This is a genomic window from Streptomyces sp. QH1-20, from assembly GCF_041283565.1.
In the GTDB taxonomy this organism is placed as follows: Bacteria; Actinomycetota; Actinomycetes; order Streptomycetales; family Streptomycetaceae; genus Streptomyces; species Streptomyces syringius.
Map to the genome: position 1 here is coordinate 7,585,755 of NZ_CP166299.1, position 23,318 is coordinate 7,609,072.

General features: G+C 71.0%; 8 protein-coding genes (1 of these 8 only partly in view). 7 read left to right on the forward strand and 1 reads right to left on the reverse strand.

Annotation, left to right across the window (positions count from 1 at the left end; all coding sequences use genetic code 11):
* The 5 genes from AB8O64_RS33530 to AB8O64_RS33550 form a co-directional block, all read left to right on the forward strand.
* On the forward strand, positions 1-15,755 hold the end of the coding sequence (locus AB8O64_RS33530; RefSeq protein ID WP_370423434.1) for an SDR family NAD(P)-dependent oxidoreductase. The gene continues 16,549 nt to the left of window position 1, outside the view; only the last 15,755 of its 32,304 coding nucleotides appear in the window; its start codon lies beyond the left edge, outside the window; it ends in the stop codon at positions 15,753-15,755.
* A gap of 386 nt (positions 15,756-16,141) precedes the next feature.
* A complete protein-coding gene (locus AB8O64_RS33535; RefSeq protein WP_370423435.1) occupies positions 16,142-17,209 on the forward strand; it encodes a glucose-1-phosphate thymidylyltransferase in 1,068 nt (355 codons plus the stop codon).
* Positions 17,206-18,186: a dTDP-glucose 4,6-dehydratase gene (rfbB, locus tag AB8O64_RS33540; RefSeq protein WP_370423436.1), complete on the forward strand. Its 981-nt coding sequence runs from the start codon at positions 17,206-17,208 to the stop codon at positions 18,184-18,186. Before AB8O64_RS33535 ends, rfbB begins: the two co-directional genes overlap by 4 nt.
* Positions 18,183-19,376: a nucleotide disphospho-sugar-binding domain-containing protein gene (locus tag AB8O64_RS33545; RefSeq protein ID WP_370423437.1), complete on the forward strand. Its 1,194-nt coding sequence runs from the start codon at positions 18,183-18,185 to the stop codon at positions 19,374-19,376. The genes rfbB and AB8O64_RS33545 overlap by 4 nt, the downstream gene beginning before the upstream one ends.
* A gap of 92 nt (positions 19,377-19,468) precedes the next feature.
* Entirely contained in the window at positions 19,469-20,263 is a 795-nt protein-coding gene (locus AB8O64_RS33550) for an FkbM family methyltransferase (protein ID WP_356457862.1), read from the forward strand.
* A 2-nt stretch (positions 20,264-20,265) separates the two neighbouring features.
* Here the strand turns inward: AB8O64_RS33550 and AB8O64_RS33555 are convergent, their stop codons facing one another.
* Positions 20,266-21,030: an NAD-dependent epimerase/dehydratase family protein gene (locus AB8O64_RS33555; RefSeq protein WP_370423438.1), complete on the reverse strand. Its 765-nt coding sequence runs from the start codon at positions 21,028-21,030 to the stop codon at positions 20,266-20,268.
* A gap of 472 nt (positions 21,031-21,502) precedes the next feature.
* Between AB8O64_RS33555 and AB8O64_RS33560 the strand changes: the two genes are divergently transcribed.
* Both AB8O64_RS33560 and AB8O64_RS33565 read left to right on the forward strand, forming a co-directional pair.
* Positions 21,503-22,156: a PAS domain-containing protein gene (locus tag AB8O64_RS33560; protein WP_362211324.1), complete on the forward strand. Its 654-nt coding sequence runs from the start codon at positions 21,503-21,505 to the stop codon at positions 22,154-22,156.
* Positions 22,157-22,423: 267 nt separating this feature from the next.
* Positions 22,424-23,194 carry an alpha/beta fold hydrolase gene (locus tag AB8O64_RS33565; RefSeq protein WP_356457866.1) on the forward strand — a complete coding sequence of 257 codons (771 nt, stop codon included), beginning with the start codon at positions 22,424-22,426 and terminating at the stop codon, positions 23,192-23,194.
* The last annotated feature ends 124 nt before the right edge of the window (positions 23,195-23,318 follow it).

Genomic DNA, 23,318 nt, shown 5'->3' on the forward strand with positions numbered 1-23,318 from the left:
CCGTGCGGAGCCTGGCTTCGTACATCCTCGACGAGTTGATGGGCGGACCGGACGCCGAGCCGGTCGTGCCGCGGCACTCGCGGACCGCGGTGGCCGACGACCCGATCGTCGTGGTCGGGATGGCCTGCCGGTACCCGGGTGGGGTGAGCTCGCCCGAGGACCTCTGGCGGCTCGTCACCGAGGGCACCGACGCGATCACCGACTTCCCGGCCAACCGCGGCTGGGACGTCGACGGTCTCTACCACCCGGACCCGGAACACGCCGGTACGTCGTACACCCGCTCCGGCGGTTTCCTGCACGACGCGGGTGAGTTCGACCCGGAGTTCTTCGGGATGAGCCCCCGCGAGGCCCTCGCCACCGACTCGCAGCAGCGTCTGCTGCTGGAGGCGTCGTGGGAGGCGTTCGAGCGGGCCGGTATCGACCCGGCGTCGCTGCGTGGCAGCCAGACCGGTGTGTTCGCCGGCGTGATGTACAACGACTACGGCAAGGCCCTGGCGGGGGAGGAGTTCGAGGGCTTCCGCGGCAACGGCAGCGCCGCGAGCGTCGCCTCGGGCCGGGTGTCGTACACCCTGGGCCTAGAGGGGCCGGCGGTCACGGTCGACACGGCATGCTCGTCGTCGCTGGTCGCGATGCACTGGGCCGCGCAGGCCCTGCGTGGCGGCGAGTGCTCGCTGGCGCTGGCCGGCGGTGTGACGGTCATGTCGACGCCCACCACGTTCGTGGAGTTCTCACGTCAGCGTGGTCTGTCGGCCGACGGCCGGTGCAAGGCCTTCTCCGACTCGGCCGATGGTGTGGGCTGGTCGGAGGGTGTGGGCATGCTGGTGCTTGAGCGTCTGTCCGACGCCCGGCGCAACGGCCACCCCGTGCTGGCCGTGCTGCGCGGCTCGGCCGTCAACCAGGACGGCGCGTCCAACGGTCTGACGGCTCCCAACGGTCCCTCGCAGCAGCGCGTGATCCGTCAGGCGCTCGCGAGCGGCGGGCTGTCCCCGGAGGATGTCGACGCGGTCGAAGCGCACGGTACGGGTACGACGCTGGGTGACCCGATCGAAGCGCAGGCGCTGCTGGCGACGTACGGGCGGGACCGTGACGAGGAGCGTCCGCTGCTGCTCGGTTCGGTGAAGTCCAACATCGGTCACACGCAGGCCGCGGCCGGCGTCGCCGGTGTCATCAAAATGGTCATGGCGATGCGGCAGGGTGTTCTGCCGCAGACCCTGTACGCCGACACCCCGTCCTCGCACGTGGACTGGGAGGCGGGCGCGGTCGAGCTCCTCACGGAGAACACCGCCTGGCCCGAGGCGAATCGAGTGCGCCGGGCGGGTGTGTCGTCGTTCGGCATCAGCGGTACCAACGCGCACGTCATCGTCGAGCAGGCCCCCTCGGTGAAGGAACCGAGCGAGGCGCCGGCGGTTGCGCCGGGTGTGGTGCCGTGGGTCGTGTCCGCCAGGACCGAGGCCGCGCTCGACGCCCAGCTGGACCGGCTGCGGACCTTCGCGGCGGGCGACACGGCGGCGACTCCGGTCGACGTCGGGCTCTCGCTGGCCACGGGCCGGTCGCTGTTCGACCACCGCGCGGTGCTGCTGGCCTCGGACGAGGGCGGCCTGACCGAAACGGCACGCGGCGTTGCCACCGGCGAAGGGCCGCTGGCGGTGCTGTTCTCCGGACAGGGCGCGCAGCGGCTGGGCATGGGCCGGGAACTGTACGAGCGTTTCCCGGTGTTCGCGGAGGCCCTGGACGCCGTCCTGGCCGAGCTGGAGCCGCTGGTGGAGGGCTCGCTGCGGGAGGTGATGTGGGGTGACGACGCCGGTCCGCTGAACGAAACCGGTCACACCCAGCCCGCGTTGTTCGCGATCGAGGTGGCGCTGTTCCGCCTGGTGGAGTCGCTGGGGATCACCCCGGAGTTCGTGGCCGGTCACTCCATCGGTGAGGTGGCGGCCGCGCACGTGGCGGGTGTGTTCTCGCTGCCGGACGCCTGCCGACTGGTGGCGGCGCGGGGCCGTTTGATGCAGGCGCTGCCTGCGGGCGGTGCGATGGTCGCTGTCCAGGCGACCGAGGCGGAGGTGCTGCCGCTCCTCACGGACGAGGTGTCGATCGCGGCGGTCAACGGCCCGTCGTCGGTGGTCGTCTCGGGTGCCGAGGGCGCGGTGCTGGAGATTGCCAGTCGTCTGTCGGCCGAGGGGCGCAAGACGTCCCGGCTGTCGGTGTCGCACGCGTTCCATTCGCCGCTGATGGAGCCGATGCTGGATGACTTCCGGGCGGTGGTCGACGGCCTGACGTTCAACGCTCCGTCGGTGCCGGTGGTCTCGAACCTCACCGGTCGGGTGGCTGCTGCGGAGGAGATCTGCTCGCCGGAGTACTGGGTGCGGCACGTCCGTGAAGGGGTCCGCTTCGCTGACGGTGTGCGGACCCTGGTCGCTGAGGGTGTGGGCACGCTTCTGGAGTTGGGTCCGGACGGTGTGCTGTCCGCGATGGCCGCCGAGTCGGTACCGGACAGTACTGCCGTCGTGCCGGTCCTGCGCAAGGGACGGCCGGAGGAGACGACCGCCCTCACCGCTCTGGCCAGGCTGCACGTCCATGGTGTCCAGGTCGACTGGTCGGCGTTCTTCGCCGGAACCGGTGCCCGACGGGTCGACCTGCCCACGTACGCCTTCCAGCGTCAGTGGTTCTGGCCGGCCGGCACGGTGACCTCGGTCGTGGACGCGACCGCGGTGGGCCTCACGCCCGCCGGGCACCCGCTGCTCAACGGCTCGGTGGAGCTCGCGGTCGGCGAAGGGGTGCTGTTCACCAGCCGCCTGTCGGTGCGGTCGCACCCGTGGCTGGCCGACCACGCCGTGATGGGACGCGTGCTGCTCCCGGGTACGGCCTTCGTCGAGCTCGCGATCCGTGCCGGTGACGAGGTCGGCTGCGACCGGATCGAGGACCTGACCCTGGCCGCCCCGCTGGTCCTGCCCGAGCAGGGCGCGGTGCAGGTGCAGGTCTCGGTGGGCGCACCCGACGAGTCGGGCAGGCGCGTCGTGGAGGTCCACTCGCGGCCCGAGGGTGCGGTCGACGCGCCCTGGGCACAGCACGCCACCGGTGTGCTGACCGACGGGCCGGCTGTCGCCGACGCCGGTTTCGCCGCCGAGGTGTGGCCGCCGACCGGTGCCGAGCCGGTGGAACTGGCGGGCTGCTACGAGCAGTTCGCCGAGGAGGGCTTCCAGTACGGCCCGGCCTTCCAGGGCCTGGAGGCGGCATGGCGCCGGGGCGAGGACATCTTCGCCGAGGTGCGGCTGCCCGAGAGCGTCGAGAGCGACGCCGACGGGTTCGGTCTGCACCCCGCCCTGCTCGACGCGGCCCTGCACGCCGCACTGCCGGCCGCCGCCGGCACGGAGAGCGGCGGGCTGCCGTTCTCGTGGGAGGGCGTCTCGCTGTACGCCTCCGGTGCCTCGGCGCTGCGGGTCCGGCTGTCCCCGGCCGGTGAGAACGCTCTCGCGATCACAATGGCCGACGCTGCGGGTGCTCCGGTCGCGTCGGTGGATTCGCTGCTGGTCCGCGCGGTGTCGGCCGAGCAGTTGGGCGGCCCGCAGGCACCGGCCCGGGACTCGATGTTCCGGGTGGACTGGTCGCCGGTGCGGGGAGCCGCTTCGCCGGCCGTCGAATCGGTGGCGTTGGTGGGCCCGGACGCGTTCGGACTGGTTGATGCCCTGCCGGACGTGGCTCTGTATGCGGACCTGGCGTCGTTGGCTGACGCCACGGTGCTGCCGGATGTGGTCCTGAGCCCCGTGGTCGGCGACGACACGGTGGGCGCGGTCCACGATTTGGTGGCCCGGACGTTGGGTCAGTTGCAGGGGTGGCTGGAGGAGGAGCGGTTCGCGGGCTCGCGTCTGGTGTTCGTGACGCGTGGCGCGGTGAACGGTGCCGACCTGGCCGCCGCCTCGGTGTGGGGCCTGGTCCGTTCGGCGCAGACGGAGAACCCGGGCCGCTTCGGCCTGGTGGACCTGGACACGGCCGACGCGTCCCTGGCCGCACTGCCGCGAGCCCTTGGAGTGGATGAGCCGCAGTTGGCCCTTCGCGAGGGTGAGGTCACGGCCGCGCGTCTGGCGCGGGTGCCGGGCACGGGCTCCGAAGCGGTGGTCTGGGACGCCGAGGGCCGGGTGCTCGTCACCGGTGGTACCGGTGGTCTGGGCGCGCTGGTGGCGCGGCATCTCGTGACTGAACACGGTGTGCGGCGACTGCTGTTGGTGAGCCGTCGGGGACTTGGCGCCGATGGTGTCGAGGAGTTGGTCGCGGAGCTGGCGGAGTTGGGCGCCGAGGCCGTGGTGGCGGCGTGTGACATCGCCGACCGTGATGGTGTGGCCGAGCTTCTCGCTCAGCACCCGGTCAGTGCCGTGGTGCACGCGGCGGGTGTGCTGGACGACGGTGTGATCGGCTCGCTGACGCCGGAGCGGATGTCGGCGGTGCTGCGTCCGAAGGCGGACGCGGCATGGAATCTGCACGAGCTGACCCGCAACCTGGATCTGGCCGCCTTCGTGGTGTTCTCGTCCGTCGCCGGTACGTTCGGTGGCGCGGGTCAGGCCAACTACGCCGCCGGAAACGCTTTCCTCGACGCGCTCGTACAGCGGCGCCGCCAGGAAGGCCTGCCGGGCGTCTCGTTGGTGTGGGGTCCGTGGGACCAGTCCGGCGGTATGACCGGCACGCTCACGGAGGCCGATCTCCAGCGCATGGCCCGTGCGGGTATGCCCGCACTGTCGGCCGAGCAGGGGCTGGCGCTGTTCGACACCGCTCTGGCAGCCGACGAGCCCGTCGTGGTGCCGGTGCGGCTCGACCTGCCGGTGCTGCGCGCCCTGGGCGAGGTGCCGTCCCTGCTGCGCGGTCTGGTGCGGGTGCGTTCCCGCCGGGCCGCGGTGACGGGTTCGAGCGCCGCCGCGGGTCTCGTGCAGCGGCTGGGTCGGCTCGACGAAGCCGATCGGCGTGAGGTGCTGCTGGACCTGGTCCGTAGCCAGGTGGCCCTGGTTCTGGGGCATGCCGGCGGCGACGAGATCGATCCGGCACGGGCGTTCCGCGCCCTCGGCTTCGACTCGCTGACGGCGGTCGAGCTGCGCAACCGCTTGAGCACGGTCTCGGGTCTGCGGCTGCCGGCCACGCTGGTGTTCGACTACCCGACGCCGGATGTGCTGGCGGACTACCTGCTCGACGAGCTGTTCGGCGCCGTCGCCGAGGCAGCGGTGCCGGTGCGGGCGCTGCCGCCGGTGGCCGACGACCCGGTGGTCATCGTCGGGATGGCGTGCCGGTACCCGGGTGGGGTGAGCTCGCCGGAGGACCTGTGGCGGCTCGTCTCCGAAGGTGCCGACGCGGTGTCCGGCTTCCCGACCAACCGTGGCTGGAACATCGACGGTCTGTACAACCCGGACCCGGATCACCAGGGGACCGCGTACACGCGCTCCGGTGGTTTCCTGCATGACGCGGGCGAGTTCGATCCGGAGTTCTTCGGGATGAGTCCGCGTGAGGCGCTGGCCACGGACTCGCAGCAGCGGTTGCTGCTGGAGGCGTCGTGGGAGGCGTTCGAGCGGGCCGGTATCGACCCGGCGTCGCTGCGCGGCAGCCAGACCGGTGTGTTCGCCGGCCTCATGTACAACGACTACAACGTCGTTCTCGGCGGAGACGAGTTCGAGGGCTTCAAGGGCAGCGGCACCTCGCCGAGCGTGGCCTCCGGCCGCGTGTCGTACACCCTGGGCCTTGAGGGCCCGGCGGTGACCGTCGACACGGCGTGCTCGTCGTCGCTGGTCGCGATGCACTGGGCGATGCAGGCTCTGCGCAGTGGTGAGTGCTCGTTGGCGCTGGCCGGTGGTGTGACGGTCATGTCGACGCCGTCGGTGTTCGTCGAGTTCTCGCGTCAGCGCGGTCTGTCGGCGGACGGCCGGTGCAAGGCTTTCTCCGACTCGGCCGACGGTGTCGGCTGGTCCGAGGGTGTCGGCATGCTGGTGCTGGAGCGTCTCTCCGACGCCCAGCGCAACGGCCACCAGGTCCTCGCGGTCGTACGCGGCAGCGCGGTCAACCAGGACGGTGCGTCGAACGGTCTGACGGCTCCCAACGGTCCCTCGCAGCAGCGCGTGATCCGTCAGGCGCTCGCGAGCGGTGGTCTTTCGCCCGCCGACGTCGACGCGGTCGAGGCGCACGGTACGGGTACGACGCTGGGCGACCCGATCGAGGCCCAGGCCCTGCTGGCGACGTACGGCCGGGACCGTGACGAGGAGCGTCCGCTGCTGCTCGGTTCGGTGAAGTCCAACATCGGGCACACGCAGGCCGCAGCCGGTGTCGCCGGTGTCATCAAGATGGTCATGGCCATGCGCCAGGGTGTTCTGCCACAGACCCTGCACGTCGACACCCCGTCCTCGCACGTGGAGTGGGAGGCAGGCGCGGTCGAGCTCCTCACGGAGAACACCGCATGGCCGGAGTCCGGCCGGGTGCGCCGGGCCGCTGTGTCGTCGTTCGGCATCAGCGGCACCAACGCGCACGTCGTCCTGGAGCAGGCTCCCGTGGCGGGCGCCCCTCAGGCCGGGCCGGACGAGTCGCCGACGACGGAGTCCGGCGTGGTGCCGTGGGTCCTGTCGGGACGGACGGCCGAGGCGCTGCGGGCACAGGCCGATCGCTTGCTGTCGGCTGTGCGGGACGGCGGGATCCGGTCCGTGGACGTCGGGTTCTCGCTGGCCACCAGCCGGTCGGTGTTCGAGCACCGGGCTGTTGTGCTCGCCGGTGACCACGAGCAGGCGGTACGCGGTCTGGCGGCCCTGTCGGCCGGCGCACCGGACCCCGCGGTGCTGGAAGGTTCGCCCACCGGCGGGAAGACAGCGCTGCTGTTCTCCGGTCAGGGTGCGCAGCGGCTGGGGATGGGCCGGGGGCTGTACGAGCGTTTCCCGGTGTTCGCGGCGGCGTTCGACGAGGTCCTCGCGGAGCTGGAGCCGCTGGTGGACGGTTCGCTGCGTGAGGTGATGTGGGGTGACGACGCCCGTCTGCTGAACGAGACCGGTTTCACCCAGCCGGCGTTGTTCGCGGTCGAGGTGGCGTTGTTCCGGCTGGTGCGGTCGTGGGGTGTGAAGCCGGACTTCCTGGCGGGCCACTCCATTGGTGAGGTGGCCGCTGCCCATGTGGCGGGTGTGCTGTCGCTGCCGGATGCCTGCCGACTCATCGCCGCGCGGGGCCGTTTGATGCAGGCACTGCCCGCGGGCGGTGCGATGGTGGCCGTGCAGGCGACCGAGGCGGAGGTGTTGCCGCTGCTGACCGACGAGGTGTCCATCGCGGCGGTCAACGGTCCGAACGCACTGGTCATCGCCGGTGCCGAGAACGCGGTGCTGGAGATCGCGGGCCGTCTGTCCGCCGACGGTCGTAAGACGTCCCGGCTGGCGGTGTCGCACGCGTTCCATTCGCCGCTGATGGAGCCGATGCTGGACGACTTCCGCGCGGTGGTCGAAGGCCTGCGGTTCGAGGCCCCCGAGGTGCCGGTGGTCTCGAACCTGACCGGTCGGGTGGCCACTTCGGAAGAACTGCGCTCGCCGGAGTACTGGGTGCGGCACGTCCGCGAGGCGGTGCGTTTCGCCGACGGGGTGCGGACCTTGGTCGGTGAGGGTGTCGGAACGCTTCTGGAGCTGGGGTCGGACGGTGTGCTGTCCGCCATGGCCCAGAACTCGGTGCCGGACGGCACGGTCACGGTTCCGGTCCTGCGCAAGGACCGGCCCGAAGAGCTCGCGGCCATGACGGCACTCGCACACATCCACGTGACCGGGACCCCGGTGAGCTGGGAGACCGTGTTCGAGGGCGCCCGACGGGTCGACCTGCCGACGTACGCGTTCCAGCGTCAGTGGTTCTGGCCGGCGGGTGTGTTGAGTGCGCCGGGTGATATGCGTGCGGTGGGTCTGGGGTCTGCCGGGCATCCGTTGTTGGGTGCTGCGGTGGAGTTGGCCGGTGGTGAGGGTGTGTTGTTCACCGGTCGTCTGTCGGTGCAGTCGCATCCGTGGTTGGCGGATCATGTGGTGATGGGCAGGGTTCTGTTGCCCGGTACCGCGTTGGTGGAACTGGCGATCCGTGCCGGTGACGAGGTCGGCTGTGACCGGATCGACGAACTGACCCTGGCCGCACCGCTGGTCCTGCCCGAGTCGGGCGCCGTACAGGTGCAGGTCCGCGTGGGCGTCGCCGACGAAGCCGGTCGGCGCGCGGTCACGGTCCATTCCCGCCCTGACGGCGGCGAGGAACTGCCGTGGTCGCAGCATGCGATGGGTGTGCTGGTCCCCGGCGTGGACACGGCCGCCGACATCGGTTTCGACGCCGCTGTGTGGCCCCCGGCCGGGGCCGAGCCGGTGGACCTGACCGGCTTCTACGAGGCCCGCGCCGAGGACGGCTTCGTGTACGGGCCGGAGTTCCAGGGGCTGCGGGCGGCATGGCGGCGTGACGGCGAGGTGTTCGCCGAGGTGGCGCTGCCGGAAGCGGACAGCCGGGAGGCCGACGGGTTCGGCATGAACCCCGCCCTGCTCGATGCCGCGCTGCACGCTTCGGTGTTCACCGGCCTCGATTCCGACGAGCGTGGTGGCCTGCCCTTCTCGTGGGAAGGTGTCTCGCTCCACGCGTCCGGTGCCTCTGCCGTACGGGTGCGCTTGTCCCGGGCCGGTGCGAGCGCGGTGTCCATCGCGCTCGCCGACGCCGCGGGTGCTCCGGTCGCGTCGGTGGATTCGCTGCTGGTCCGTGCCGTGTCGGCCGAGCAGATGGGCGGCCCGGAGGTGCCGGTCGGGGACGCGATGTTCCGGGTGGACTGGTCGCCGGTGCGGGGAGCCGCTTCGCCGGCCGTCGAGTCGGTGGCGCTGGTGGGCCCGGACGCGTTCGGACTGGCTGATGCCCTGCCGGACGTGGCTCTGTATGCGGACCTGGCGTCGTTGGCTGACGCCACGGTGCTGCCGGATGTGGTCCTGATCCCCGTGGTCGGCGACGACACGGTGGGCGCGGTCCACGATTTGGTGGCCCGGACGTTGGGTCAGTTGCAGGGGTGGTTGGAGGAGGAGCGGTTCGCGGGCTCGCGTCTGGTGTTCGTGACGCGTGGCGCGGTGAACGGTGCCGACTTGGCCGCCGCTTCGGTGTGGGGCCTGGTGCGTTCGGCGCAGTCGGAGAACCCCGGTTGCTTCGGTCTGCTGGACCTCGGCACCGAGGACGTGGCGTCCCTGCCGCTGGCGGAGGCATTGGCCTCCGACGAGCCGCAGCTGGCCATGCGCGAGGGCGGGGTCACGGCCGCGCGTCTGGCGCGGGTGCCGGGGCCAGGTTCCGAGACGGTGGTCTGGGACGCCGAGGGCCGGGTGCTCGTCACGGGTGGTACGGGAGGTCTGGGCGCGTTGGTGGCGCGGCATCTCGTGACTGAACACGGTGTGCGGCGACTGCTGTTGGTGAGCCGTCGGGGACTTGGCGCCGATGGTGTCGAGGGTCTGGTCGCGGAGCTGGCGGAGTTGGGTGCCGAGGCCGTGGTGGCGGCGTGTGACATCGCTGACCGTGATGGTGTGGCCGAGCTTCTGGCTCAGCACCCGATCAGTGCTGTGGTGCACGCGGCGGGTGTGCTGGACGACGGTGTGATCGGCTCGCTCACTCCCGAGCGTGTGTCCGCGGTGCTGCGCCCGAAGGTCGACGCGGCATGGAATCTGCACGAGCTGACCCGCGACCTCGACCTGGCAGCCTTCGTGGTGTTCTCGTCCGTCGCCGGTACGTTCGGTGGCGCGGGTCAGGGCAACTACGCGGCCGGAAACGCCTTCCTCGACGCGCTCGTACAGCGGCGCCGCGAAGAGGGCCTGACCGGGCTGTCGCTGGTCTGGGGTCCGTGGGACCAGTCCGGTGGTATGACCGGCACGCTCACGGAGGCCGATCTCCAGCGCATGACCCGCTCGGGGATGCCGGCGTTGCCCGTGGAGCAGGGCCTGGCGCTGTTCGACGCGGCTCTGGCCGGTGCGGACCCGGTGGTGGTGCCGGTGCGGCTCGACCTGCCGGTGCTGCGTGCCTCGGGCGAGGTGCCGTCCCTGCTGCGGGGCCTGGTGCGGGTGCGTTCCCGCCGGGCCGCGGTGGCCGGTTCGAGCACGGCGACCGGTCTGGTGCAGCGGCTGTCCGGGCTGGGCGGCGAGGAGCGCCGTGAGGCACTGCTGGACCTGGTCCGGAGCCAGGTGGCTCTCGTGCTGGGGCATGTCAGTGGCCATGAGATCGACCCGTCGCGGGCGTTCCGTGCTCTCGGCTTCGACTCGCTGACGGCGGTCGAGCTGCGCAACCGGCTGAACACCGTGACCGGGCTCCGGCTGCCGGCGACGCTGGTCTTCGACTACCCGAGCGTCCAGGCCCTGGCGTCCTTCGTCGAGGACGAACTGCTGGGTTCGGACGCGGCAGTCGCCGTACCGGTCCCGTCGCGCACGACAGCGGGCGACGACCCCGTGGTGATCGTGGGGATGGCGTGCCGGTACCCGGGTGGGGTGAGCTCGCCGGAGGACCTGTGGCGGCTCGTCTCCGAAGGTGCCGACGCGGTGTCCGGCTTCCCGACCAACCGTGGGTGGGACGTCGACGGTCTCTACAACGCGGACCCGGGACACGCGGGTACGTCGTACACCCGCTCGGGCGGGTTCCTGCACGATGCGGGTGAGTTCGATCCGGAGTTCTTCGGGATGAGTCCGCGTGAGGCGCTTGCCACCGACTCGCAGCAGCGGTTGCTGTTGGAGGCGTCGTGGGAGGCGTTCGAGCGGGCCGGTATCGATCCGGCGTCGCTGCGCGGCAGCCAGACCGGTGTGTTCGCCGGTGTGATGTACAGCGACTACGGCAGCACGCTGAACGGCAAGGAGTTCGAGGGCCACCAGGGCCAGGGCAGCGCGGGCAGTGTGGCCTCGGGCCGCGTCTCGTACACCTTCGGGCTGGAAGGCCCGGCGGTGACGGTCGACACGGCGTGCTCGTCGTCGCTGGTGTCCCTTCACCTCGCCGCGCAGGCTCTGCGCAGTGGTGAGTGCTCGTTGGCGCTGGCCGGTGGTGTGACGGTCATGTCGACGCCGTCGGTGTTCGTCGAGTTCTCGCGTCAGCGTGGTCTGTCGGCGGACGGCCGGTGCAAGGCGTTCTCCGACTCGGCCGATGGTGTCGGCTGGTCCGAGGGTGTCGGCATGCTGGTGCTGGAGCGTCTCTCCGACGCCCGGCGCAACGGCCACCAGATCCTCGCGGTCGTACGCGGTAGCGCCATCAACCAGGACGGTGCGTCGAACGGTCTGACGGCTCCCAACGGTCCCTCGCAGCAGCGCGTGATCCGTCAGGCGCTCGCGAGCGGCGGTCTGTCCCCGGAGGACGTGGACGCGGTCGAGGCGCACGGTACGGGTACGACGCTGGGTGACCCGATCGAGGCGCAGGCGCTGCTGGCGACGTACGGGCGGGACCGTGACGAGGAGCGTCCGCTGCTGCTCGGTTCGGTGAAGTCCAACATCGGTCACACGCAGGCCGCGGCCGGTGTCGCCGGTGTCATCAAGATGGTCATGGCGATGCGGGAGGGTGTCCTCCCGCAGACCCTCCATGTGACGGAGCCTTCGTCGCACGTGGACTGGGAAGCCGGCGCGGTGGAGCTGCTCCGGGAGAACACGGCCTGGCCGCAGTCCGGTCACGCACGCCGCGCGGGCATCTCGTCCTTCGGTATCAGCGGCACCAACGCGCACGTCATCGTCGAGCAGGCCCCGTCGGCCGAGGTGTCGAAGCGGGAGCCGGTGGTTTCGCCGGGTGTGGTGCCGTGGGTCGTGTCCGCCAGGACCGAGGCCGCGCTCGACGCCCAGGTGGACCGGCTGCGGTCCTTCGTGGCGGAGGGCACGGCGGCGGCTTCGGTCGACGTCGGGTTCTCGCTGGTGACCGCCCGTTCGGTGTTCGAGCACCGAACGGTGCTGCTGGCCACCGACGACCAGGTGATCGAGGCGGCCCGGGGCACGGCGGCCGGTGAGGGGTCGCTGGCGGTGCTGTTCTCCGGACAGGGCAGCCAGCGGATCGGTATGGGGCGTGAGCTGTACGCCCGGTTCCCGGTCTTCGCGGACGCCCTGGACAAGGCCCTGTCGGTGCTCGACGGGCACCTGGACCGGCCTCTGCGGGACGTGATGTGGGGTGATGACCCCGACGAGCTGAACCGCACCGGTTACACGCAGCCCGCGTTGTTCGCGGTCGAGGTGGCGCTGTTCCGGCTGGTGGAGTCCCTCGGGATCACCCCGGACTTCGTGGCCGGTCACTCCATCGGTGAGATCGCCGCGGCGCATGTCGCGGGGGTGTTCTCGCTGGAGGACGCAGGCCGACTGGTCGCGGCACGGGCCGGCTTGATGCAGGCGCTGCCCGCCGGTGGTGCGATGGTGGCCGTCCAGGCGACCGAGGCCGAGGTGCTGCCGCTTCTCACCGACGAGGTGTCGATCGCGGCGGTCAACGGCCCGTCGTCGGTGGTCGTCTCGGGTACCGAGGACGCGGTGCTGGACATCGCGGGCAAGCTGACGGCCGAGGGCCGCAAGACGCATCGGCTGCCGGTCTCGCACGCCTTCCACTCGCCGCTGATGCGGCCGATGCTGGACGACTTCCGTGCGGTGGCCGACGGTCTGACGTTCAACGCGCCGTCGGTGCCGGTGGTTTCCAACCTCACCGGCAGGCTCGCCACCTCCGACGAACTGTGCTCGCCGGAGTACTGGGTGCGGCACGTCCGCGAGGCGGTGCGCTTCGCCGACGGGATACGGACCCTGGTCGGTGAGGGTGTCGGAACGCTTCTGGAGCTGGGGCCGGACGGTGTGCTGTCCGCCATGGCCGCCGAATCGGTGACCGAGGAGACCGTGACGGTTCCCATTCTGCGCAAGGACCGTCCGGAGGAGACGGCCGCCGTCACCGCCCTGGCCAGGCTGCATGTCCAGGGTGTCCCGGTCGACTGGACGGCGTACTTCGCCGGGACCGGCGCCGAGCGGGTGGATCTGCCCACCTACGCCTTCCAGCACCAGTGGTTCTGGCCGGCGGGTGTGTTGAGTGCGCCGGGTGATATGCGTGCGGTGGGTCTGGGGTCTGCCGGGCATCCGTTGTTGGGTGCTGCGGTGGAGTTGGCTGGTGGTGAGGGTGTGTTGTTCACCGGTCGTCTGTCGGTGCAGTCGCATCCGTGGTTGGCGGATCATGTGGTGATGGGCAGGGTTCTGTTGCCTGGTACCGCGTTGGTGGAACTGGCGATCCGTGCCGGTGACGAGGTCGGCTGTGACTGGATCGACGAGCTGACCCTGGCCGCACCGCTGGTCCTGCCCGAGCAGGGTGGCGTCCAGCTGCAGCTGTGGGTCGGCGGGCCCGACGAGTCCGGCAACCGCACGCTCGGCATCCACTCCCGCCCCGACAGCGGCGAGGAACTGCCGTGGACACGGCACGCGACGGGTGTGCTGACCGCCGGCGCGGACACCACCGGAGCCGGCTTCGACGCCACGGAATGGCCTCCGACCGGCGCCGAGCCCGTGGAACTCACAGGCTGCTACAACCGGTTCGCCGAGATCGGCTTCGCGTACGGTCCCGGATTCCAGGGGCTGCGGGCGGCCTGGCGACGTGATGGTGACGTCTTCGCCGAGGTGAGCCTCCCTGAGGCAGCGGCCGCCGACGCGGGAACGTTCGGTCTGCACCCCGCGCTGCTCGACGCCGCGATGCACGCCTCCCTGCTCGCCGACGGCGGTACGCAAGGCGGCGGCGGGCTGCCGTTCTCATGGGAAGGCGTGTCCCTGCACGCCACCGGCGCCTCCGACGTCCGGGTGCGGTTGACCCCGACCGGCGACAACGCGATCTCCATCGCGCTCGCCGACACCTCGGGCGCCCCCGTCGCGACGGTGGATTCACTGCTGGTCCGTGCCGTGACGCCCGAGCAGCTGAGCGGCCCCGAAAAGCCGGTCGGCGACTCGATGTTCCGGGTCGACTGGACGCCGGTACGGGCGGCCGAGCCGACGGGCAAGGACACGGTGGCGCTGATCGGCCCGGACACGTTCGGGCTGGGCCAGGCCCTGCCGGACATCGTCCTGCACCCGGACCTGGAGTCCTTGACGGCCTCCGGCCTGGCGCTGCCGGATGTGGTCCTGATCCCCGTGGTCGGCGACGACACGGTGGGCGCGGTGCACGATTTGGTGGCCCGGACGTTGGGTCAGTTGCAGGGGTGGTTGGAGGAGGAGCGGTTCGCGGGCTCGCGTCTGGTGTTCGTGACGCGTGGTGCGGTGAACGGTGCCGACTTGGCCGCCGCTTCGGTGTGGGGACTGGTGCGTTCGGCGCAGTCGGAGAACCCTGGTTGCTTCGGTCTGCTGGACCTCGGCACCGAGGACGTGGCGTCCCTGCCGCTGGCGGAGGCATTGGCCTCCGACGAGCCGCAGCTGGCCATGCGCGAGGGTGAGGTCACGGCCGCGCGACTGGCCCGCGTGCCCGCGTCGGACACGGCCCCCGAGGCCGTGTGGGACACGGACGGCACCGTGATGATCACCGGTGGTACCGGCGGTCTCGGCGCGGTGACGGCCCGCCACCTGGTGACCGAGCACGGCGTACGACGGCTCCTGCTGGTCAGCCGCCGGGGCCTGGGGGCCGAGGGCGCCACGGACCTGGTCACGGAGCTGGAAGGACTGGGTGCGAGCGTCTCGGTCGCCGCGTGCGACGTGGCGGACCGGGACGCGCTGGTCGGGGCGCTGGCCTCGGTCGACGGCGACCACCCGCTGCGGGCCGTGGTCCACACGGCGGGTGTGCTCGACGACGGTGTGATCGGCTCGCTGACTCCCGAGCGTGTGTCCGCGGTGCTGCGTCCGAAGGTGGACGCGGTGTGGAATCTGCACGAGCTGACCCGTGACCTGGATCTGGCCGCCTTCGTGGTGTTCTCCTCGGTCGCCGGTACGTTCGGCGGTGCGGGGCAGGGCAACTACGCGGCCGGTAATGCCTTCCTCGACGCGCTCGTACAGCGGCGCCGTGAAGAGGGCCTGGCCGGTCTGTCGCTGGTGTGGGGCCCGTGGGAACAGTCCGGTGGCATGACCGGCACCCTCGACGACGCCGATCTGCGGCGACTGGCCCGCTCCGGCATGCCGGCGCTGTCGGTCGAGCAGGGCGTGGGGCTGTTCGACGAGGCACTGGCCGCGGGGGAGCCCGTGGTGGTGCCGGTACGGCTCGACCTTCCGGCGCTGCGTGCCCTGGGGGAGACGCCGGCGCTGCTGCGCGGGCTGATCCACACCCCCGCGCGCAGGACCGTGACGGCCGTGTCCGACCCCGCCGGGGGGATCGCGCGGCGGCTGAGCGGACTGAGCGACGACGAACGCCGCGACGTCCTCCTGGACCTGGTCCGCGACCAGGCCGCGGCGGTCCTCGGACACGCGGACGGGCAGGCGATCGCCTCCACCCGCCAATTCCAGGACCTGGGATTCGACTCCCTCACATCCGTGGAGTTCCGCAACCGCATGAACAAGGCCACGGGGCTGCGGCTTCCGGCCACGCTGCTGTTCGACTACCCGACCCCGGCCGAACTCGTGGGCTACCTCCACACCCGGCTCGCGGCGGAAGGGGACGCCGGACCGTCGATCCTCGGCGCGCTCGACACGCTGGAGAAGGCGATCGCGGAGCTGGACGTCGACGCGCAGGTCCACCAGCAGGTGTCCGGGCGCCTTGAAGTGCTCCGGGCCAAGTGGGAGTCCCTGCGTGGCGAAGCACGGGCCGAGGAGGAGGAGTTCGACATCGACTCGGCCTCGGACGACGAGGTGTTCGCGCTCCTCGACGACGAGCTCGGCCTGTCCTGACGTCCCGTCGGTCCCGCTGCCGGCCACCGTGATCCGGTGGCCGGCCCGCCCGGCCGGGGGCACCCCCCGGCCGGGCGGGCCGTATGCGGATCCGTGACCGCCGGGCGCGGAAACTAGCAAATTTCCCACTCCCGATCCTCTGAAATGGGGTGGCCGTCGCGCCGATGTGACCCGGTGGCCCAGAGCCGTCGAAAGAAGGGACGACACGATGACGATCACCACCGGGAAATCAACGGAACGCGGTGCCGTCCCCGGGCGCCGCACGGTGGGCGGTCGCGAGATGTCCGAAGCCATCACCGGGCTCGCGCCGGCTGCCGAGGTGTTCGGTGCGGTCGAAATGCGGTCAAGGCCTGAAGCCCTTCAACATCGCAAGGAAAGGATCCTCCGTGAAGGCTCTGGTGTTGTCGGGCGGGGCGGGAACCCGTCTGCGACCGTTCAGCTACTCCATGCCGAAACAGCTCATACCCATCGCCAACAAGCCCGTGCTCGAGCATGTGCTGGAGACCATCCGTGAGCTGGGCGTCACCGAGGTGGGAGTGATCGTCGGCGACCGGGGGCCGCACATAGCGGCCGTCCTCGGCGACGGTTCCCGCTTCGGCGTGCGGCTGACCTTCATCGAACAGAAGGAGCCGCTCGGCCTCGCCCACACCGTCTCGGTGGCCCGGCCGTTCCTCGGTGCCGACGACTTCGTGATGTATCTCGGGGACAACATGCTTCCCGACGGCATCACCGAACTCGCCGCGGAGTTCGCCGAGCACCGTCCCGCCGCCCAGGTCGTCGTCCGCAAGGTCGCGGACCCGCGTGCCTTCGGGGTGGCCGAACTCGGGCCGGCCGGCGAGGTCGTCCGTCTCGTGGAGAAGCCCGCGGAACCGCGCAGCGACCTCGCGTTGATCGGCGTGTACTTCTTCACCCCCGCGATCCACGAGGCCGTGGCCGCCATCGAACCCAGCCACCGGGGCGAGCTGGAGATCACCGACGCCGTCCAGTGGCTCGTGACCGCCGGCGCCGACGTACGGGCCCGTGAGTACCACGGGTACTGGAAGGACACCGGTCGCGTCGAGGACGTACTGGAGTGCAACCGGAAGGTCCTCGACGGCATCGAGCACTCCGTCGCGGGGGAGGTCGACGACGCCAGCGAACTGACCGGCCCCGTGATCGTCGAGGCCGGTGCCCGCGTCGTCCGGTCCCGGATAGAGGGCCCGGCGATCGTCGGCGCGGGCACCCTCGTGGAGGACAGCCGCGTCGGCCCGTACACGGCCCTCGGCCGTGACTGCGTACTGCGCCACACCCGAATCGACTACTCCATCACCTTGGAAGGTGCCATGGTGACCCATGTACGCGGTCTGCACGGCTCATTGATCGGCCGTTCGGCCACCGTCGACGCCACCGAGGTGGGCGCGGACCGCCACCGCATCGTCGTCGGCTGCCACGCCCACGTCGAGGTGGTGGCATGAGGCTCCTGGTCACCGGCGCGGCCGGTTTCATCGGCTCGACGTACGTCCGTACGCTCCTGGACGGCGGCTACCCCGGCTACGAGGACGCCCACGTCACCGTCCTGGACAAGCTGACCTACGCGGGCAACCGCGACAACCTGCCCGCCACGCACCCCCGCATGACGTTCGTCCGCGGCGACATCAACGACCTGCCGCTCCTGCTCGATCTGCTGCCCGGGCACGACGCCGTGGTGCACTTCGCCGCCGAGTCCCACGTCGACCGCTCGCTGACGGCCGCCGCGGAATTCATCCGGACGAACGTCTGCGGCACCCAGAACCTCCTCGAAGCGTGTCTGCGCAGCGGCGTCCAGCGCGTCGTGCACGTCTCCACCGACGAGGTGTACGGTTCCATCGCCGAGGGCTCCTGGACCGAGGAGTGGCCGCTGGAACCCAACACCCCGTACGCGGCCTCCAAGGCGGCCTCCGACCTGGTGGCGCGCTCGTACTGGAAGACACACGGCCTGGACCTGTCGATCACCCGCTGCTCCAACAACTACGGGCCGTACCAGCACCCCGAGAAGCTCATCCCGCTGTTCATCACCAATCTGCTGGAGGGCCGGACCGTGCCCCTCTACGGGGACGGCCGCAACATCCGAGAGTGGCTGCACGTCGACGACCACTGCCGGGGCATCCAGCTCGTCCTCACCAGCGGGCGGTCCGGTGAGGTCTACAACATCGGCGGCGGCAACGAATACACCAACGTCGAGATCACCCGACGGCTGCTGGAGCTGTGCGGCGCCGACGAGTCCATGGTCCGCCACGTCGCCGACCGCAAGGGACACGACCTGCGCTACTCCATCGCGGAGGACAAGATCCGGGACGAGCTGGGATACGTCCCGCTGACCCCCTTCGAGCGCGGTCTCGCCGACACGGTCGGCTGGTACCGGGACAACCCCGGATGGTGGAAGGCATCCAAGCCGCAGGAGGAAGCGAAGTGACCACAGTGGACCGAGGAGCCCCCCTGCGGATCCTGGTCATCCCGAGCCCCGTCGTCACCCACCTCATGCCCCTGGTGCCGCTGGCCTGGGCCCTGCGCGCCGCGGGCCACGAGCTCCTCGTCGTCGGGCAGCCGGACGTGATGGGCGTCGCCCGGCAGGCCGGGCTGAACGCCGTGAGCATCGGCGACCGGTTCGGCATGGAGGAGGTCTTCCACAGCATGCTGGTGCCGGGTAAGCGCCCCATCGAGCTGTGGGGCCGGCTCGACCCCGCGCACCTGGAGTACTTCCCCCCGGTCTGGAAGGACCACAGCGACCGCGTACTGCCCGCCTACCTGGAGTTCGCCCGCGGGTACCGCCCCGACCTGATCGTGGCCGACCCGATGGAGTTCAACTCCCTCGTGGTGGGTGGGCTGCTGGGCGTCCCGGTCCTGCACCACCGGTTCGGTGTCGACGCGGTGTCCGAGCCGGTGCGCGCGGCCGCACGGGGCGCGCTGCGGGACTCCTGCCGGGCCCTGGGCCTCGACGAGCTGCCCGACCCCGGCATCCAGCTCGACCCCTGCCCCCCGGACCTGCAACTGCCCGGACTGCAAAAGGCCCTCCCCATCCGCTACGTGCCCTTCAACGGCAGCGGCGAGGTGCCCTCCTGGCTCCGTGAGGAGCGGCCGTCGGCCCCGGGGAAGCGGCGTGTCGCGGTCTCCCTGGGGACGCGTACGCTCGCGCTCAACGGTGTGCCCTTCATGCGCGCCCTGTTGCGTGCCTTCGACGGACTGGGGGACGTCGAAGCCATCGCCACGGTCCCCGAAGCGTTCCGCGACGAGATCGGGGCCGTGCCGGGCAATGTACGCATGACCGACCCGGTGCCGCTGCACCTGCTCGTGGAGACCTGCGACGCGGTCGTCCACCACGGGGGTTCGGGCACGGTCCTGACCACCGTGCACGCCGGGCTCCCGCACCTCGTACTGCCTCAGATGGCAGACCAGTTCGGGCACGCCGACCAGCTGGTCGCGACCGGCGCGGGCATCATGATCGACGACGCCGCGGGACAGAACGACCCGGTGCGCCTGCGGGGTGCGCTCGAGGAGCTGCTGTCGGAGCCCGGCTACGCCAAGGGGGCGTGGGAACTGCGGGAAGCCATGCGGGAGATGCCCACCCCTGCCGAGGTCGTGGCCGGGCTCGGGCGACTCCTCTGACCCCGTCCGCCCTCGATCCACACCCACCCCGACCCCGTCACCCGGTGTGCGGCCGAACGGCCGCACACCCGCCCTCACAAGGAGCCCCGTTGATGTCCGAGCAGCCCGGCCGGCCCGGCCAGTCCGCCGTCGAGTGCGACCTCCCCGACGGCCGGTCCGTCCTGGGCATCCACCCCATGGAGACGGCCACGCTCTGGGGGGAGATCGCCGGGGACTCCCCGTACGCGCGCGCGTCCGCCGGACTGGGCCCCGATGATGTGATCCTCGACATCGGCGCGCACATCGGCCTGGCTTCGATGCGCTTCGCCGAACAGGCCCCCGGCGCCCGCATCCTGTCCTTCGAGCCCGCCCCGGTCACCTACGCCTGCCTGGCGGACAACGTCACCCGGCACGTCCCGACCGGCACCGCGTTCCCCCAGGCGGTGGGCGGCGAGGCGGGCACCGCGGAGCTCACCTTCCACCCCTTCAACTCCTCCACGTCGACCCTGCACGCCGATCCGGAGGACGACCTGCGCAACTTCACGGCGTTCGTCGACAACACCGAGGTACCCGGGGATGCCCGGGAGCTGATGCTCAGTGCCTTCGGCGAGAAGCAGACGGTGACCGTCGACGTGACCACGGTGACCGCCGTCGTGGAGGAGCACGGCATCGAGCGGATCGGTCTGCTGAAGATCGACGTCGAGCGCGGCGAACTCGAGGTGCTGCGCGGCATCGACGCCGGGCTCTGGCCGCGGATCCAGCGGGTGCTCCTCGAAGTGCACGACATCGACGGCCGGCTCGGCAGAATCGTCGCCGAGCTGGCCGGCCTCGGCTTCGAGGTCACGGTGTCGCAGGCACCGGTCTTCGTCGGCGGCAGCGTGTTCAACCTGCTCGCGAAGCGGCCCTGACCTCAGAGCCGTGTCGTGACCGCATCGCCCCGGAACCCCCAGCTGAACACGTCGAGGACGCGGCGGTAGTAGTCCGGGCCGAAGCCCAGCCGGTCCACCTCGGGGACGAGGGCCCGCAGCTTGTCGATGGAGACGGTGTGACGACTGCCCGTCTCCTGGTACTCGCGGCGGGCCGTCAGGCCGAGACTCCGCTCCAGGTGGTCGACGATCTGATCGACCGGGACGGAGACACCGGAGGCGACGTTGACCGTCTCGGCCGTCAGGTCCAGCGCCAGCAGCCGGTCGATCACGGTCACCGTGTCGGTCACATCGATCAGATCGCGGGCGGCGGCCCGGTGGACGTGGACCACGCCGCCCCGCAACTGCCGTACCAGGGTGGGCAGTAGCTGGTGCGGTGGCTGGCCCGGGCCCACCAGATGACTCAGGCGCAGAATCAGATGGTCGGCACCCGTGGCGCGCACCTGCTCCTCGAGGGCGAGTTTGTGCGCGCCGTAAGGGGAGCAGGGCACCACGGGCCGGTCCTCCCGCCCGGGCCCCTCCGCCGCCCCGTACATCCCCGTCGCGGACGTCGAGAAGAACAGCAGCCGCCGCCCGTCGGCCTTGCAGCGCAGCGCGGTCTCCCGCACCAGCGCGGCCTCACGGGCGAAGTCGGCGTCGGAGGTCCCCGAGGCCCAGGAGACCCCGGCCGCGAGCGCTACGGTCCCCGGGTGGCGTTGGGCCATCGGTCGCAGACTCCCGGCGAGGAATCCGTTACCCACTATGTCCATGCGTCGAGTCCTGATCTTCGAGACGAGGGGGGTCGGCCGTGCCGGGCGTAGAAGACCAGCGACCGCCCCGGGACGTCAACCATGCGGGCGGATGTCCAAGGATGTCCTTAGTGTTTCGCCGAACCGGGCGGCCCGTGGAACCCGTGCTCGCGCCCGGCGCCGACCAGCGGGGGCACGCCTCCGCCCCCGCGCGCTGCCGGCGGACCGTACCGAACCACCGAAACACCGGCATTGGACCGAACCAACCGAACCCTTTCGGAAGCACAAACCGCAGGCTTAGCCGTACGGGCCCGGATGACGTTGACGCGCCTCCTTGAATCTCTCTACTGTGCGGTTCCGGAGCCGGGCAGTCCAGGGCATTCCGAACGAGGCCCGGGTATCGGTTTTCTGACGCATTTCTAGCGCGTGGTTCCGAACGCTCTGCGGAACCTGAAAGATTGGCAGGCTCGTGGCTAATTCCTTACTTGCAGACTTGGTACCGGGCGTTACTCGCGGATACCCGGACGACCCCGGGGTCAACCAGCCGCAGTTCGACCAGCCGGGTCTGTGTATGGCCTCCCTCGATCCGACCCTGACGATCCGACAGGCGAATCAGGAGTTCTTCCGCCAGTTCGGCGCCTCCTCGGCGGACGTGTGCGGGCGCAGCTTCCAGGAGCTGGTGCACCCGAGCGTGCAGCAGCCGCTGATGCGCCAGTTCTCACGGCTGGTCGAGGGCAAGCGGCAGCGCTTCGCCACCCATGTGGTCGGGGTGCGGCAGGAGGACTCGGCCTTCGCCAGCCCACTGACGGCCATCGCCGTTCGCGGTGGTACGCCCGAGGACGCGTCGATCCTGGTGCTGATGCCCCAGACCCAGGGATCCGACGACGCCGGGGTGGTCACCAACCGGAAGAAGATTCTCACCGAGATAGACGCACGCATCCTCGAGGGCATAGCCGCCGGGATCTCCACGGTCCCGCTCGCCTCCCGGCTCTACCTCAGCCGGCAGGGCGTCGAGTACCACGTGACCGGATTGCTCCGGAAGCTCAAGGTGCCCAACCGGGCCGCCCTGGTCTCGCGGGCCTACTCCATGGGGGTGCTCAATGTGGGCACCTGGCCGCCGAAGGTTGTCGAGGAATTCATCAAGTGACACCCATAAAGGATTGACGTCGACCGAGCGGCCAAGCGGCCGAAACAGCTCGGCCGCGGCGGAACTTTCGGGCCAGAAATGGCCGGTGGTTCTCCGCCGTGGCCGAGCTGTCGTCCGTGGGTGAACCCGCGGTAAGCGCGGAAGGGCAGCCGAAGAGCAAGGGAAACGCCCAGAGAATCCCTGCCCGGTGCGGTGCGGTCTTGTGCCCGCTCGGCCGCCGCACGGATAGTGGCATCGCGCCGAAAATGAACGAGACGAAGGACGAGCATGGCTGAGATACCCGTGGACGACACGCTGTGGTGCCGGAACTTCCGTCCCGCCCCGGACGCACCCGTGCGTCTGGTCTGCTTCCCGCACGCGGGCGGTTCCGCGAGCTTCTACCTGCCCGTCGCCTCGGCGCTGACGCCGGACGCCGACGTCCTGGCGATCCAGTACCCCGGGCGGCAGGACCGCCGCCGGGAGCCCTGCGTGGACGACATCGCGACACTCGCCGAACAGGTCCACACCGCGCTCGCCGGCTGGCTGGACCGGCCGGTGGTGTTCTTCGGGCACAGCATGGGCGCCCTGGTGGCGTTCGAGGTGGCCCGCCGCATGGAACGCGACGGCCAGGGCCCCGCCCGGCTGGTCGCCTCGGGGCGCCGCGCGCCCTCCCGCTACCGCGACGAGAACGTCCACCGGCGCGACGACGACGGCATCGTCGCCGAGCTGCGCGAGATGAGCGGTACGGACACCCGGGTGCTCGGCGACGAGGAGATGCTGCGGATGGTCCTGCCCGCCATCCGCGCCGACTACCGCGCGGTGGAGACCTACCGCAGCGAGCCGGGCGCGTCGGTGCGCTGCCCGGTCACCGTCATGGTGGGCGACGACGACCCCAGGACCTCCCTCGACGAGGCCGAGGACTGGAAGGGGCACACCACCGGCGCGTTCGACATGCAGGTCCACCCCGGCGGGCACTTCTACCTCAGCAGCCAGGCCCCCGCCGTCATCAAGGCCCTGCGCGGACACCTGGCCGCGGTGCCGGCCTCACCCCGGGGCTGAGCGCCGGACGGTACGCGGACACACGCCGTCCGTCGGCAGTACGGGTGATACCCCTGCCGACGGCGCGCGTGTCGGTGGACCGGCGGCGCTCCCGCGGGTGACGCTGCGTCGGACAAATAGCCGG

Excerpts from the sequence above, each read along its gene's own strand:
- rfbB (WP_370423436.1), top strand. The coding sequence starts at position 17,206 with ATGAGGCTCCTGGTCACCGGCGCGGCCGGTTTCATCGGCTCGACGTAC.
- AB8O64_RS33550 (WP_356457862.1), top strand. The coding sequence starts at position 19,469 with ATGTCCGAGCAGCCCGGCCGGCCCGGCCAGTCCGCCGTCGAGTGCGAC.
- AB8O64_RS33555 (WP_370423438.1), bottom strand. The coding sequence starts at position 21,030 with ATGGACATAGTGGGTAACGGATTCCTCGCCGGGAGTCTGCGACCGATG.
- AB8O64_RS33565 (WP_356457866.1), top strand. The coding sequence starts at position 22,424 with ATGGCTGAGATACCCGTGGACGACACGCTGTGGTGCCGGAACTTCCGT.